Source organism: Paenibacillus sp. NPDC057934 (assembly GCF_042887565.1).
Lineage (GTDB): Bacteria > Bacillota > Bacilli > Paenibacillales > Paenibacillaceae > Paenibacillus_AQ.
Genome location: NZ_JBHVPB010000007.1, coordinates 360,156 through 375,170, shown reverse-complemented (window position 1 = coordinate 375,170; position 15,015 = coordinate 360,156). Strand labels below are relative to the sequence as shown.

Below are 15,015 nucleotides of genomic sequence, written 5' to 3'. Positions count from 1 at the left end.
GTCCGTCGTTTTTTACTATTCTAACTAGAAGGAGTTATATACCAATGAAAAAAATTAGCGCTGTATTACTTTCCCTAATCTTGCTTACTTCTGCATATTCTTCCGTTCAAGCAGCGGAAAAATCCTTATCTGTAAAGTTAAACGGCGAGCAAATCCAGTTCAGCAATTCCGCACCGATCATTGAAAAAGGAGTGACCCTCGTCCCATTGCGTCCCCTTCTGGAGAAGCTGGGCGTCCAAGTGAAGTGGGATCAAGCGACCCGTACCGTCAGCGGTTCGAAAGAAGGTCTCTCCTTCTCCCTGAAGATTGGCAGCACGAATGCCACGGCAAACGGGAAAACGGTCAAGCTGGATGCAGCACCAAAGCAAATCAAGAATGTAACGTATGTACCGCTCCGCTTTGCTGCTGAAACTACAGGCTATCAAGTGGCTTGGAATCAATCGCTGCGCCAGGTTAGCCTTACCTCTGGAAAGCAATCCGAAAACAGCAAAGGCTTTCTGTGGAAGGTAGAGAATAAAGGCAACACCGTGTATATGCTTGGTACAATCCACACCGTCGACAAGACTATATACCCGCTGCGTCCTGAGATTGAGAATGCGTTCAATGCTGCGGACTACTTGGGCGTAGAGATCGACTTTACAAAGATCGTTCCTGACGAATTAACTAAATTGATAACTGATGTGAGTGAATATAAAGACGGAACTACACTGAAGGACCATATCTCTGCAGCAACCTATAACAAAGTTCAAGCATTCCTAAAAGAAAATGGACTGCCGGAAAATAGCTACGATAACATCAAGGCGTGGTACGCTTCGCAACAGATGGGGACCATTCTATCGGCAAAACAAGACTTAGACGAAGGTATGGGGATTGACATGTATTTCATGGGCAAAGCCATCAATTCGAAAAAACCAATTATTGGGCTAGAGACTTTTGAGTCCCAATACGATGTTTTTAACAAATTCTCCGACTCGCTACAAGAAAAGCTGATCCTTCAAATGCTGGATCCAAACTCTTTGCCTTCTTCTGCTACGGAAATGTCGATGGATGATATTCTGAAAGTATGGAAAACTGGCGATGAAAAAAACTTGGTTAAATTTGTCGATGCGCTTCGCTGGGATGATGACTATTTCAAAGGGATGCAGACGGACCGTAATTTAGCAATGGCTGAGAAGATTAAAGGCTATCTGAACAGTGATAAAAAAGAAACGTATATGATTGCCCTTGGCGCTTCACATTTTGCGGGCGACTCTGGTCTAGTTACAATGTTGGAGAAGCAAGGCTTTAAGGTGGTAAAACAGTAACATTTAAGCAGCTATCATTTCTGCTTCAGTATGTTATATAAATACCTATAACAATGATAGAAATTCAGTTCATGGATTAGGGATTGAAAGGGAATATTAATTTATAATGGGAGTGTTTATGATGTCATCCAATAGGGACATGCTACAAGAATCTTTGGATACCGGCCTTCGAGTTCGTCCCCGCGTACGGTGGGGTGTTCTCACCTATTTCCTCTACATCGCAGTCTTCTACGCGATCTTCGTGCTCAACGGAGTCGACTACATGCGAATAGCAGAGAGTGAACGGACCCTTCTACTCTGGGCCGTAGCACCGATATCCGGCGGTGCCGTGCTGACCATCACAATGGTCACGCTCTACGGATGGTGGCACCCCAGCCTGGTTGAAAAGCGGCGGCTTTCAGGGTGGGCGATGTCTCTCCCGATCATTATGATGGTCATTGCGGTCGTGAACATGCTGATCGCCGATTTTACCCATATCACACCCCTCATGTGGCTGTATCTCATCGTCAGCTGCATCCTGGTCGGCCTCAATGAGGAAACGATCCACCGGGGTCAGTTGATAGTCGCTCTGCGCAGCCGATTCGGCGAAACCGGGGTTTGGTTGCTCTCAACAGCGATGTTCTCAGCTTTCCACCTGCCGAACTTCTTCCTGGGCGTCGGGGTGGGTGCTGCCCTGCTCCAGTTAATGAGCACTTTCGGCCTTGGTTCGATCTTCTACCTTGTCCGGCGGTCTACCGGATCGCTCGTGTTTGCCATGCTCCTGCACGGACTTTGGGACTTTAGCATCTTCACTACGAATGGCTCGTCGTCGTTTCCCATCGCTGGTGTACTAGCTCCGGTGTTGGCGATCGCTGGAGCAATCACGGTTCCGATCATTCTCCGCCGTGAAAGAGGGCGCGATAACGCCCAAAGCGTGTCACAATCAGTCGGCTGATTCATTCGTGCGGGCGGGCGAGATTCGTAAAGATGAAGTTTTGAAAATAACCTGATGAAGAGTCATACCATCCCCTTCAATTGATTGTTGTTCAGGTAACATCATTCAATTGGAGAGGTTTGGCTATGGCTCTTTTTGTTATAGAGGGCTAACCGTGAGGTTGGCCCTGTTTCTTTGTGTAGTTTAAAGGCAGCAAAGATCGAAAGAAGTGCTTGCCCCTGACGTAACTTCAGGTGCTATACTGGCGCTAGAAAGGGGGTGAGCACGATAAGTAAGACGTATTACACCATTGGTTCCTTTGCAAAACTGACCTCGACCACGGAAGGAACGCTGCGCTTTTATGAGCGGAAGGGGTTACTCAAGCCGAGCGGCTACAATGAAAAGGGACATCGTATCTATTCTGATGACGAATTGTTCCGGCTCCATCAAATATTAAACTTAAAATATTTTGATTACTCCTTGGATGAAATCAGCAATTATTTGGAGCAGGACAGCAAGGATTTCCATGCTTCTCTGGAGATGCAACATGAGTTGCTGCTTCAGAAGCATTTTCAACGCTAGGCTCAATCATTGCCGGTTTAATTATTGAAAAGCTGTCTTGGCATTGGATCTTCTGGATTTCCGGCACAGTTCTTCTTATTTCGTTAGCCTTCGGCATAATCTTCTTGAAAAATATATCCGTGATTACACGTCCCCCAATTGATATCCTTTCTCTATTGCTTTCAACAATCGGTTTCGGCAGTCTTTTATTTGGCTTCAGCAAAGCCGGAGAGAGTGGCTGGAGTAGTATGTTAGTAATATCTTTCATAATTATTGGCGTAGCAGCACTTTTTCTCTTCACTTGGCGTCAATTGAGTATAGAATCGCCCATCATGAACCTTCGTACGTTCCGTTTTCCAATGTTTAGTTTGTCGGTGGTCCTATTCATTGTAGTGATGATGCTGCTTTTGTCATCCATGTTATTGTTACCGATGCTTTTACAGAACGGTCTTGGAAAAAACACCTTACAGGCCGGGTTGCTCTTGTTACCTGGTACGCTCCTTAGCGGTATAATGGGTCCTCTGATGGGTAAAATGTTCGATAAGTATGGACCAAGAAGGCTAATTATACCTGGACTGATTTTAATTGGGGCAGTTATGTTTCTCTTCTCAACGATTACGGTGAATACCTCAACCGTGTTTATTGTTGCCCTGCATTGTACGTTTTTGTTAGCTTTGTCGATGGTTATGATGCCAGCGCAAACCAATGGGATGAACCAGTTGCCGGCTGAGTTATATCCACACGGTACAGCTATAATGAGTACATTGCAGCAAGTGGCTGGAGCGATAGGCAGTGCGCTGGCGATGACGATGCTAGCGACAGGTCAGTTAAATTATTTGCGTGATCAAGGATTTGATATGAGCAATGGGCTTAATCTTGCTCAAGCAGATTCCGCGATATTAGCGCATTTGCCATCTTCCTTTGTTTTTGGTATCAAAGGCGCCTTTATTTTTGCTGGTGTTATGTCGATCATCGCCCTGTTCATCTCGTTATTTATGAAGCGTGTCAAACCAAGTGAACAAGAGGCCAGATTAAATCAACCTGAAAGTGGAACGGTTCTCCATTAGTAAGGCAGGCTTCACAGGCACTTTGTAAGTTTAATCAGTCAGTCGCCGGAAATCCAACGGTGACTGACTATTTTGTTTACCTAGCAAATTCCATTCGTATGGGGAGTTTGACTAATAGGGAGCTCTTTTTTAATTAGAGTCCAAAAAAAGGACTTGAGGTTAAAGTAACTTTAAGCTTTATACTGAAACTAGAAAGGGGCTGAGTAAGATGAGTAAGAAGCATTATACCGTTGGTTCATTCTCGAAATTGACCTCAACGTCGACACCTACTTTGCGATATTATGACCGCAAGGGGCTGCTCAAGCCAAGCGGATACACCGAGGGTGGATACCGTACTTATTCTGATGAGGATTTGTTCCGACTCCATCAAATATTGGCTTTAAAATATTTAGATTACTCCTTGGATGAAATCAGCGAGTATTTGGAGCAGGACGGCAAGGATTTTAATGCTTCTCTGAAGCTGCAATATGGGCTGCTGCTGAAGAAGCAGCAGCATATTCAGCGCATTGTGGATACGGTTGAACGGGCAATAGCAATCGTTGGTGATAACGACACGATTGATCCAGGAATTATGATGATGATGGTTCGTTCCATTCAGCATGAGGAGGAGCAGAAGCAATGGCTCTCCGAACGTCTGCCGGATACATTCGTACAATCGGTGTTACTAAGTGGATTGAGCCCGGAAGAACGAGATCAGGTAGAACGTAAGATCATGATAACGGTGAACGATCTGCTCGTGATGTCCAAGCAAGGGCTACCACCGGAACATCACCTTGTGCAGGAGCGTGCGCTTACTATAAAGCTGATAATCGAGCAGATGTTGGGCGAATCGCTACAGGAACTGGAGACGATCGAAACGCTAATAGCGCTAGGGGAGTGGGATCTGCAGCTTTTTCCGAAATTCGAACCGGAACTTATGAACTACTTGGTTGAAGCGTTAGTTCATCTACTCAGTCATGATATTTCTAGCTCTTGAAGTATTCGAAGTTGAAATTTTAAGAAAACAAGAGCAAATGAAAAAAATATTAATATATAGTGGGAGTGTTTATGATGTCAAATAATAGGGACATGCTGCAAGAATCTTCGGATCCCGCCCTTCGAGTTCGTCCCCGTGTACGATGGGGTGTTCTCACCTATTTCCTCTACAGCGCAGTCTTCTACGCGATCTTTGTGCTCAATGGTGTCGACTACCCGCGAATAGGCGAGAGTGCGCAGACCCTTCTTCTCTGGTACGTAATACCACTGTCCGGCGGTGCCGTGCTGACCATCACAATGGTCACGATCTACGGATGGTGGCGCCCCAGTCTGCTGGAAAGGCAGCGTCTTTCACGATGGACGATGACTCTCCCGATCATCATGATGGTCATCGCGATCGTGAACATGCTGATCGGTGACTTCAGCCGTGTCACGCCCCTCATGTGGCTGTATCTCATTGTGGGTAGTATCTTGGTCGGCTTTAATGAGGACATGATCAACCGGGGGCAGTTGATAGTCGCTCTGCGCAGCCGCTTCGGTGAAACCGGGGTCTGGTTGCTTGCAACCGCGATGTTCGCAGTCTTCCACCTGCCGAACATCTTCCTGGGCATCGGGGCGGGTGCCCTGTTCCAGGTATTGATCGCTTTCGGCCTCGGTTCGATTTTTTACCTTGCCCGGCGGTCTACCGGATCGCTCGTGTCCGCCATGCTCCTACACGGACTCTGGGACTTGAGCATTTTCTCTACGAATGGCTCGTCGTCGTATCCCATCGCTGGTGCACTAGCTCCGTTGTTGGCGATCGCTGCAGCGATCACGGTTCCGATCATCCTCCGTCGTGAGAAACGACGCGCTAGCGCCCAAAGCGTGTCACGACCAGCCGGCTGATTCAACTGTATATCTTCAATCAGATATTGAGTCATACCAAAATTCCTACTTCATTCGATATGAGGATTTTGGTGATGGCTCTTTTTTGTGGATAACATAAAAAGAATGCTTGCGCCTGACGTAACGTCAGGTGCTACACTGACGTTACAAAGGAGCTGAGAAGGATAAATAAGACGGTTTATACCAAGAGTAAATGAAAGAAAATATAATTTATAATGGGAGTGTTTATGATGTCAAACAATAGGGACATGTTGCAAGAATCTTTAGATCCCGCCCTTCGGGTTCGTCCCCGCGTAGGATGGGGTGTTCTCACCTATTTCCTCTACAGTGCAGTCTTCTACGCGATCTTCGTGCTCAACGATATCGACTACACACGAGTGGGGGAGAGTGAGCGGACCCTCCTTCTCTGGTATATAGCACCGCTGTCCGGCGGTGCCTTGCTGACCATCATAATGGTCACGGTCTTCGGATGGTGGCGCCCCAGCTTGGTTGAAAGACGGCGTCTTTCTCGTTGGACAATGACTCTGCCGATCATCATGATAGTCATCGCGGTCGTGAACATGCTGACCGGCGATTTCACCCGTATCACGCCTCTCATGTGGCTGTATCTCATCTTCGGCAGTATCATGGTCGGCTTCAATGAAGAGATGATCAACCGGGGTCAATTGATAGTTGCGCTGCGCAGCCGCTTCGGCGAAACTGGGGTCTGGCTGCTCTCAACAGCGATGTTCGCAGTCTTCCACCTGCCGAACATGTTCTGGGGCATCGGGATGGGCGCCCTGTTCCAGGTAGTGATCGCTTTTGGCCTTGGTTCGATCTTCTACCTCGCCCGGCGGTCTACCGGATCGCTCGTGGCCTCTATGTTCCTGCACGGGCTCTGGGACTTTAGCGTCTTCTCAGCGAATGGCGAGTCGGCGTTACCCATCGCTGGTATACTAGCTCCGTTGTTGGTGATCGCTGCAGTGATCACGGTTCCGATTATCCTCCGCCGTGAAAGAGGGCGCGATAGCGCCCAAAGCGTGTCACGATCAGTCGGCTGACTCATTCGTGAAAGACGGCGATAGAATGTACATTGCCCCCACAGGATAGAATTACTCTTGGGTAAAATAGGATATGCTTAAAAATGAAAGCTGCGGGGTTATTAACCCCGCAGCTTTTTGCAACAAAGACGCTTTTATTTTTGCTGGTCTAATGTCGATGTTTGGCCTCTCATAGGATGAAAAGAAATCAGGCGTTGCCAGTGTTCGCTTAGCAGGGCAACCAAATTTCAATTTTCGTACCTTGCCACACTTTGGATTGAACAAGGATTTCGCCGCCATGCGCTTCCACGATGGTTTTGGCGATGCTCATCCCGAGCCCGGTGCCTTCTGTCTTTTCTTCAGTATTCGTTCCCCGGTAATAGCGCTTGAACAAATGATGCAGCGTTTCCTCGTCCATCCCTTTACCATTATCAATTACTCGTATGCATGCCTTGTTGTCCACCTTACGGATAGAGACGGTAACGACCACGCCTGGTGGATTATGCTTCACGGCGTTGGACAGCAGGTTATCCATCAGCCGCTGCAGCCAAATCTCATCTGCCTGTACCAACAGGGGAAGCTCATCCCCCACATAGTGAAATTGATACTCCGACATGGTGGCATCGTTAACGTACTTCAGTACAGAGCAGCGTATTAACTCATCCAGATCCATTTCCCGAAGCTCCATGATTGAATCTCCCTGTTTGAGCTGATGAATCATAGAAAAGTCGGAGATCAGCTCAAGCATATACTCTCCCTTTTCCCGAATCGTCATGCCCATAGTCCGCATATCCTCATTGCTCCATTCAGGCAAGCTCTCCAGCATATAACCATAACCTTGAATCGTAGCCAGGGGCGTGCGCAGATCATGCGAGATCCCTGACATCCACTCCGATTGCGTCTTCTCCAGCCGCGCCCGTTCCTTCTCGGTTTGAGCCAATTGACCGGCCATCTGATAGAAGGATTCTATCACTTCCTTATAGAGCCTGTAGCGAATTCGCATCGTGCCGTTGCGGCGAAATATTTTACGCTTATCCTTCGCGGTCAGTACCTCGTTGTATTGTCCACGTCCCATGCGTTCGAACCAGCCTGCGAACAGAATCAGCGGCTGTCCGTAACGGTTGCCATGCCAGATGGATATGGGCACCACCAAGAGCAGGGCAAGACCTGCAAACCAGGTGAGCTTACGCGTTGCCGAATCAAACACAGGGTGTTTTAGTGGTTTTCCCTTTGTATTGGTCGTATAAAAAATCCATTTCATTCCGCTCTGCTCGTCCCGATGAGTGACAATATTTGTGTCATAGTAGCTCGGTGATTGCTGGATAGTCAGAATATCCAATGGACGATACGCTTTCTTTTCATAAACTTTATCGCCTATGCCTTGTACAATATGGCTCTCGGAGTCAAGCACCTGGAGGTAGCCGCCGGTCTCACGCAGCTGTTGCTCCAAGAGGGGAATCGCACTACTCTGCACCTTCCCCTGCTGCCCATAGGCATTGAACCAGGCCATGAGTTGGTCAAGTTCAGTGCTATGGTAGCCCAGCATGTACAGGAGCGGCCCACTAGGAGCAAAATTCAGCTTAGTGTGTACGGCATACGTTCCAACTGTCCGTGTCTCTTGGATATCCAGCAGCCCGGCAGTGGAGTAAGAGACCGGCAACGATGGATGAAGAGCATTATTGACGTTATAGATAACCTCGCCTTCAGCATTGACAACCTGAAGCCACATTCCTTTCTCCGTGATGAGCTTGTCCCACTCGGGGGAGAGATGAATCGCACCGTTCTTAGAAGTTGCTTCTTGGGCAATCAGTTGCAAAGCGCCATCCGGAAAATTTCGGCGTAAATCATTATTTGTGATGTTCTGGTAGAACAGGACGCTGGCAGCCAAAGAGAGGGCGAGAATCACCAAGGCATAAAAGATCAATTGATAGGTGAAATGGAATGTGATGCGTTGTTGGATCTTCATCGCTCCTGCGACTCCTTCACCAGTTTGTAGCCCAGTCCACGTACATTAAGCAATAGCTTCGGATTACCGGGATCAATCTCAATCCGCTCCCGGATGCGCCGGATATGCACCATCACGGTTGAATCGTCGCCCTGTCCGTTGATTCCCCAGACCTTGTCATAGAGTTGTGTTTTGGAGAATACGACCCCGGGAAACTTGCAAAAATGCAGCAGCAATTGAAAGACTTGTGCGGGACAAGGAACGGGCTGTCCCTCCACGATCAGCTCACCTTCTGCCTCGTTGACGGTGAAACGGCTGAACCGGTAAATCCCCGAATCGGGTCGCTGCACTGGATTTGCTATGGGAGCTTCCGGCTCCAGACGACGTATGCGTGCTTGAATTCTCGCGGTCACCTCGAGGGGATTGAAGGGCTTCGTAATATAATCGTCCCCACCCATGGCGAAGCCGCGCAGAACATCGAGATCGGAAGCCTTGGCAGTCAAAAACAAAATATGTGGATTACCGTATTCGCGAAGCTTGGAGCAGAGCTCTAGTCCGCTGCCGTCGGGGAGCATTATGTCGAGTAGGACGATGTCGGGGGCTATGCGCTCCGCTAAGTCGAGTGCTTCTGCACAGGTGGAAGCTGCGTACAGCTGATGGAATCCTTCCCTGCGCAGCACCATTTGCAGCATCGTGACAATCGAAGGTTCGTCGTCGACGATTGCGATTTTAATATCAGATAGATTTGTCATCATTTTCACCCCTTACCATAGTAGCCTACTCACATTAACAGAACCTAAACGGAGGCGGCGAACTTAAGCTAATGTTTATCTATTCGTTTAGGCTCTGTTTCGATAGGGCTGGTAGGATAGTCAATAAGGAACCTACGAACAACGGATAACGAATTCATGTTTCCAGGAGGAAGCCAGATGATTATTACAACAACCGCAATCGTTGAAGGTGCCCCAGTAAGGCAGTATATCGGCGTGGCAACCGGTGAAGTTATCATGGGTGCTAATGTCGGGAGAGATATTCTTGCTTCATTTAGAGATCTGGTAGGCGGGCGTTCGAAAGCTTACGAAACCAAGCTAAAGGAAGCAAGAGACGCAGCCTTTACAGAAATGACACAACAGGCTTTGCAGATGGGAGCCAATGCGGTTATCGGTGTGGGTATCCATTACGCAGTTGTCCGCCAGGACATGATGATGGTCGCTGTCAGTGGAACAGCAGTTATTATCTAAGCACATCCAAGTATCAATGATTTTACGAAAAGGAGCTTACATGCAGATGAAAAAACTTAGTGCTACAATACTGACCCTATCCTTACTTACCTCTGGATTATCTTCCGTTCATGCAGCAGGACAGGCTTTATCCGTATCATTGAATGGTCAGCAGATCCAGTTCAGCAATTCCGTACCGATCGTAGAAAAGGGGGTCACCCTTGTTCCAGTGCGTCTTTTTATGGAGAAGCTCGGCGTTAATATGAAGTGGGATCAAGCAACCCGTACCGTTAGCGGTGCGAAAGAAGGTCTCTCCTTGTCCTTGAAAATTGGTAGCACGAATGCAACTGTAAACGGCAAGGCCGTCAAGTTGAATGCAGCACCAAAGCAAATCCGGAATGTAACCTATGTACCACTCCGCTTTGTTGCTGAAGCTACAGGCTATCAAGTGGCATGGAATCCGTCACAACACCAAGTTACGCTTACACCTAAACAGCCAACTAATGAAGTTGCAGTAACTAGACTGCAAGACGACTTCTATGAAGCAGTAAATGCGAAGTGGAAGGTTTCGACAGAAATACCGGCAGGTAAAGTAATTATAGGCGGATTAAGTGACCTTGATGCTGTAGTAAGAAAACAGCTGTTAAAGGATATGATCAAAATGTCAGCCGAAGGGCGTGACAAAATAGATGACGAGCTCGGCAACATGATTAAGTACTATAAACTTGCTGCTGATCGGGAAAAACTGAACAAACAGGGATATGAAGCCATTAAAGGTGATATTGCAAAAATTAAGTCCATAAACAGTTTGGCGGATTTTGCAAAAAATCAAAAAGATCTCTATGTTAGAGGGTTTGCTTTACCCTTTACTTTGGATATCTTGTCTGATATGAAGGATGCAACGAAAACGATATTGTACCTTAATTCTCCTAAACCGAGACTTGAAAAGAGCATGTATGTGTCTGGAAACCCTCAAGGTCAAGCCATGGTAGGGATGTACAAGAATATGCTGGCAGATCTATTGGTGAGTGTTGGGGAAACCAAAGAAGCTGCAGAGCGAATTGCTGGTGAAGCGGTAGCGTTCGAAGCAGAATTTACGCAATATACAATGACTGCAGAAGATGCGAGTAATGTTGAATCAATGTATACTCCAAAAACACTGAAAGAGCTAAAGGGATATAGTAAAAACATTGACCTGGAAAAATTCATAGTTGATGTTACCGGTAAAAAACCAGAAAAGGTCTCATTAATGAAAATGGATTATTTCAACAATTTGGATAAGTTTATCAATGAAAAAAACTGGGAGAAAATGAAAAGCTGGACCTACGCAACCTTTGTATTAAACTCTGCTACTCTACTATCCGATGAGATGATAGCAAAATCAATGCAATTGAGCAGAGGGGCCGCTGCCCAAGAACAAATGGTAGTAACGGATGACACGATTTATGATATTGTCAACGCTGATTTTAAAGAGATTGCTGGACAATATTATGGCAAGACTTATCTCGGGGAGAAGGCCAAGCAAGATATTTCAAAAATGGCTGAAAACATGATTAAAGTCTACCGAAATAAATTTCAAAAAAATGACTGGATGTCTGAGAAAACCAAGACAGCAGCGATTAAAAAACTGGATAACTTGAAAGTACACATTGGTTATCCGGACAAGATCGATGCGGTGTATGCGTCGCTTAAGGTTGATGCGGGCAAGACATTGTATGAGAATAACCAGGAAATCCAAGCGATTATTATGAAAAACAAATTTGCGAAAATCGATCAACCCATTGACCGGAACGATTGGAGAATAACCGCCAACACTGCGAATATGATCTCGGAACCGTTGACCAACACCATCACATTCCCTGCCGCAGCTCTTCAGGCACCATTCTATGATAAAAATCAAAGCCCAAGCCAGAATTATGGCGCTATAGGAGCGGTTATTGGGCATGAAATCTCTCACACCTTTGATTCAAATGGCGCCAAATTTGATGGGGTTGGGAATCGGACTGACTGGTGGACAGCAGATGATTTTAAGAAATTCGAAGCCAGAGCTAAGGCTGTTGTTGACCAATACAGCAACTTAGAGTATCTGGGTCAAAAAATCAATGGACAACGGACACTACCCGAAAATATTGCCGACATTGCAGGACTACAGGTTGCTCTTGAAGCGACAAAACAATTGAAGGATGCCAATCTGGAAGAGTTCTATAAATCATGGGCAACTGTGTGGAGACAGAAGGTTGTTCCTGAAATTGAACCATTGCTGCTAGCCATCGATCCTAATCCGCCTGTGAAATTCAGGGTAAATGTCGTGGTTGGTAACACCGACGAGTTCTACACGACATTTGGCGTCAAAGAAGGCGACCTGATGTACAAAGCTCCTAAGGACAGAATTAAAATTTGGTAAAATAGGATCTGAATATCGTCGTTCATGACATGACAGGGCCAACCATTAGGTTGGCCCTGTGTTATATGTTAAAAGAAATCAATCACATAAGTAGGATCAAAGGGAAGAAACTATTGACTATGACGATCGTCATAATATATGATTATGATGATCGTCATAATCGTACTTAAAAAGGAGAGTTACACTATGCCAATGATCGATGTCTACACACCAGAGAATCTTTTTTCTGCAGGTGCAGAAAATGAATTAGGAACAGCATTGGCCCTTGCAATTCTTAGGGCAGAAGGCGTTGTTTCACCGAGCCCATTTCATTTGGACAATACAGCAGTTTTTATTCATCGGCTGAAAGCCACAGATATTCATACCGGAAACACAAACTCGGCGAATAATGTACGAATCCAAATTATTACCCCACCAGGTGTCCTGAATCGGGAAGGGCAGAAGCAGATTACGAAGGAAGCGACAGAAATTGTAGCGCGGATTGCTGGTGATGATGCGCTTCTCAAGCGCACTTGGGTCATTCTTACAGAAGCTTCCGAGGGTGGTTGGGGAATGCAGGGAACTGCTTTTGGCGTTGAAGAATTTAGTGCATTGGCAGCTCGTGCGGCCGCTGCTCAGGCGGCTCAAGCAGCCAAAGAGGATTAAGAAATTTATATAAAAAACTTGGCCTGTAACGCTGCATGTTCCAATACGGAATTGCAGATTACAGGCCAAATTTTTTAGGCAGGGGAACTTTGTTTAAGATAAGGAATTATTCAGTTTCTCATTGTGGGTTGGATGCACTTCTTATCATAATAAGCAGTTGCTCGGCTACCGTATCGAAGGTATCGAATGACTTTTGCGCTTTACTGATGGCTACAGCACCTTCGCAGGAAGCAATAAGGACACTTGCTAGCCCCTTTGCCTTGCCCTGGTCCAGACCACCGGCAGATAACATTGCTGTTAAGTGGTCTCCCCATTGCTTAAACACAGTTGCAGCCTCATCCAACAAGTCTGACGAGTCCGATCCTACAGTTACCGCAAGCACAGAACAACCCATTTCAAAGTTGGAGTGACTTAATAGCATTCTCCATAGTGAAATGAACTTCTCGGCTACGATTTCAGCGGGTTGTCCTTCAAACGTATTAAGATAGCTTACAGCGCGTTTCCCAGCCAAATCTATAGCTTCTTTGACCAGTTGGTCTTTACCTTCAGGAAAATGATGGTAGATTGAGCCTCTTGGTGCTCCAGTAGCTTTCATGATTTCAGTAAATGAGGTGGCATGCACCCCTCGTTGTCCTAGGAGCTGTATAGCACCTTCAATCATTAGTTCTCGAGTGTTTAGAGTCATATTTAACACCTTCCTTTTGCCTATGCCCTTCTAAGCTTGTTAGCTTCTATAGTAACGATTGTACATTTCAAATATGCAAACGTACAGAGTAGGGACATCAAGAAACATGTAGCCCTTCCAGATAATTATGTAGGAATTGTACTATAGAATGTCGATTTTGTTAGCTGTAACAGAGGATGTAATTATATAGAGTGGTAGATATTATACGATTCTGTTAGTAATTATAATTGGGAGGTAATCTTCATGAGTAATCAAGGATTAGTTCAACAACAACAATGGTTCGTCAATCAAAGGTTTGGGATGTTTATTCATTTCAATAGTGCTACATTTCAGTTCGCAGATACGGAAGTGGAAGATTGGGAGTATGGCCACGAAAATAACGATGAACCCCGCAGATTTATTTTCGATCCCAAGGACTGGAACCCAACGCAGTTGAACTGTGCCCAATGGGCCAAGGCTGCCAAATCTGCAGGGATGAAATTTGCTGCGATGACAGCGAAGCATCATGAAGGATTCAGCTTATGGCCGACACAATATACCGATCATTCTGTGAAAAACGCGACGCTAAAATCAGACGTAGTTAAGGAATATCTTGATGCATTCAGGCAAGAAGGGATCGAGGCGGGGCTGTATTTTTCCGCACTAGACCTGCATCACCAAATCGGCCGGAAGAAATGTACAGCTGAAGACAAGCAGTTTATTAAAAATCAAATTGAGGAGCTGCTGACCGGCTACGGTGAAATCCCGTTCCTGATTATTGATGGGTGGAATGCGCCCTGGGGTGGCCCGAGCTACGAAGATCTTCCTTTTGAGGAAATCGACGCTCTGGTCAAAGGATTACAACCACAGTGCTTGTTGATGAATATTGGCTGTGAGTCAGGAGTAGAGCAAACGGACATTGCATTTTTTGAAAATGCTGCCGGGCAAGAGGTTGATCACTCTTTTAACGGTCCTGGAGCGAGCTGCAATATTTTAACGAAAACCTGGTTCTGGAGAACGCCAGATACGACTATGGAGCTTAGAAGCGCTGACTGGGCGTTGGAGAAAATCGTTGAATGTAACAAGCACAATGTATCCTTCTTGCTGAATGGTGCGCCGAACCAGCAAGGTGTGCTGGACGATAACATTCTGAAGCGCTTTAAAGAAATCGGCGAACGGTACTATCACCCAGCTAATCTCACTACGATTCCGGAAAATTGGTCATATAGAAAATAAGCTTTCACATTTAAAAAATCGCTGCTTGGTTCATTCATTGAACCGGTAGCGATTTTCTATTTTCAAATCCTCTGATTTGCTCGCGAGATTCAATATTTTGGATAATCTAATTGAACAAATCTATTGGACAGTCGAGATTTAACAATGGTAAATTTAGCTATAATTCATATTAAACAA

Annotated in this window: 14 protein-coding genes; 11 read left to right on the top strand and 3 right to left on the bottom strand. The window is 46.1% G+C overall.

The annotated features are described in order from the left end of the window. The first annotated feature begins 44 nt into the window (after positions 1–44). The 7 genes from ACFVRY_RS18415 (at position 45) to ACFVRY_RS18385 (ending at position 6,745) form a co-directional block, all read left to right on the top strand. Positions 45–1,304 (top strand): TraB/GumN family protein, encoded by a 1,260-nt coding sequence (locus ACFVRY_RS18415; protein WP_387501717.1) that lies wholly within the window; start codon positions 45–47, stop codon positions 1,302–1,304. A 139-nt stretch (positions 1,305–1,443) separates the two neighbouring features. Further along, positions 1,444–2,238, top strand: a complete 795-nt coding sequence (locus tag ACFVRY_RS18410) for a CPBP family intramembrane glutamic endopeptidase (RefSeq protein ID WP_387501716.1) — start codon at positions 1,444–1,446, stop codon at positions 2,236–2,238. 258 nt (positions 2,239–2,496) lie between these two features. Further along, a complete protein-coding gene (locus ACFVRY_RS18405; protein WP_387501715.1) occupies positions 2,497–2,799 on the top strand; it encodes a MerR family transcriptional regulator in 303 nt (100 codons plus the stop codon). Between the two features lie 104 nt (positions 2,800–2,903). Continuing rightward, positions 2,904–3,845, top strand: a complete 942-nt coding sequence (locus tag ACFVRY_RS18400; protein WP_387501714.1) for an MFS transporter — start codon at positions 2,904–2,906, stop codon at positions 3,843–3,845. Positions 3,846–4,053: 208 nt separating this feature from the next. Continuing rightward, complete coding sequence (locus ACFVRY_RS18395; RefSeq protein ID WP_387501713.1) at positions 4,054–4,821, top strand: MerR family transcriptional regulator; 768 nt, start codon at positions 4,054–4,056, stop codon at positions 4,819–4,821. A gap of 92 nt (positions 4,822–4,913) precedes the next feature. Beyond that, positions 4,914–5,705, top strand: a complete 792-nt coding sequence (locus tag ACFVRY_RS18390; protein ID WP_387501712.1) for a CPBP family intramembrane glutamic endopeptidase — start codon at positions 4,914–4,916, stop codon at positions 5,703–5,705. A 248-nt stretch (positions 5,706–5,953) separates the two neighbouring features. After that, positions 5,954–6,745, top strand: a complete 792-nt coding sequence (locus tag ACFVRY_RS18385) for a CPBP family intramembrane glutamic endopeptidase (RefSeq protein ID WP_387501711.1) — start codon at positions 5,954–5,956, stop codon at positions 6,743–6,745. A gap of 208 nt (positions 6,746–6,953) precedes the next feature. On the opposite strand, the gene ACFVRY_RS18380 is transcribed toward ACFVRY_RS18385, so the two are convergent. Together ACFVRY_RS18380 and ACFVRY_RS18375 are read right to left on the bottom strand one after the other, a co-directional pair. Further along, positions 6,954–8,690 (bottom strand): sensor histidine kinase, encoded by a 1,737-nt coding sequence (locus ACFVRY_RS18380; RefSeq protein ID WP_387501710.1) that lies wholly within the window; start codon positions 8,688–8,690, stop codon positions 6,954–6,956. Next, positions 8,687–9,421: a response regulator transcription factor gene (locus ACFVRY_RS18375; protein WP_387501709.1), complete on the bottom strand. Its 735-nt coding sequence runs from the start codon at positions 9,419–9,421 to the stop codon at positions 8,687–8,689. Before ACFVRY_RS18375 ends, ACFVRY_RS18380 begins: the two co-directional genes overlap by 4 nt. A gap of 177 nt (positions 9,422–9,598) precedes the next feature. Between ACFVRY_RS18375 and ACFVRY_RS18370 the strand changes: the two genes are divergently transcribed. The 3 genes from ACFVRY_RS18370 (at position 9,599) to ACFVRY_RS18360 (ending at position 12,938) form a co-directional block, all read left to right on the top strand. After that, positions 9,599–9,910 (top strand): YbjQ family protein, encoded by a 312-nt coding sequence (locus ACFVRY_RS18370; RefSeq protein WP_387501708.1) that lies wholly within the window; start codon positions 9,599–9,601, stop codon positions 9,908–9,910. A 46-nt stretch (positions 9,911–9,956) separates the two neighbouring features. After that, complete coding sequence (locus tag ACFVRY_RS18365; protein WP_387501707.1) at positions 9,957–12,293, top strand: M13-type metalloendopeptidase; 2,337 nt, start codon at positions 9,957–9,959, stop codon at positions 12,291–12,293. Positions 12,294–12,479: 186 nt separating this feature from the next. After that, a complete protein-coding gene (locus tag ACFVRY_RS18360) occupies positions 12,480–12,938 on the top strand; it encodes a tautomerase family protein (protein WP_387501706.1) in 459 nt (152 codons plus the stop codon). Between the two features lie 118 nt (positions 12,939–13,056). On the opposite strand, the gene ACFVRY_RS18355 is transcribed toward ACFVRY_RS18360, so the two are convergent. Further along, a complete protein-coding gene (locus ACFVRY_RS18355) occupies positions 13,057–13,599 on the bottom strand; it encodes a TetR/AcrR family transcriptional regulator (protein ID WP_387501796.1) in 543 nt (180 codons plus the stop codon). A 267-nt stretch (positions 13,600–13,866) separates the two neighbouring features. On the opposite strand from ACFVRY_RS18355, the gene ACFVRY_RS18350 reads away from it, so the two are divergent. Then, positions 13,867–14,838 (top strand): alpha-L-fucosidase, encoded by a 972-nt coding sequence (locus tag ACFVRY_RS18350; RefSeq protein WP_387501705.1) that lies wholly within the window; start codon positions 13,867–13,869, stop codon positions 14,836–14,838. Positions 14,839–15,015: the final 177 nt, after the last annotated feature.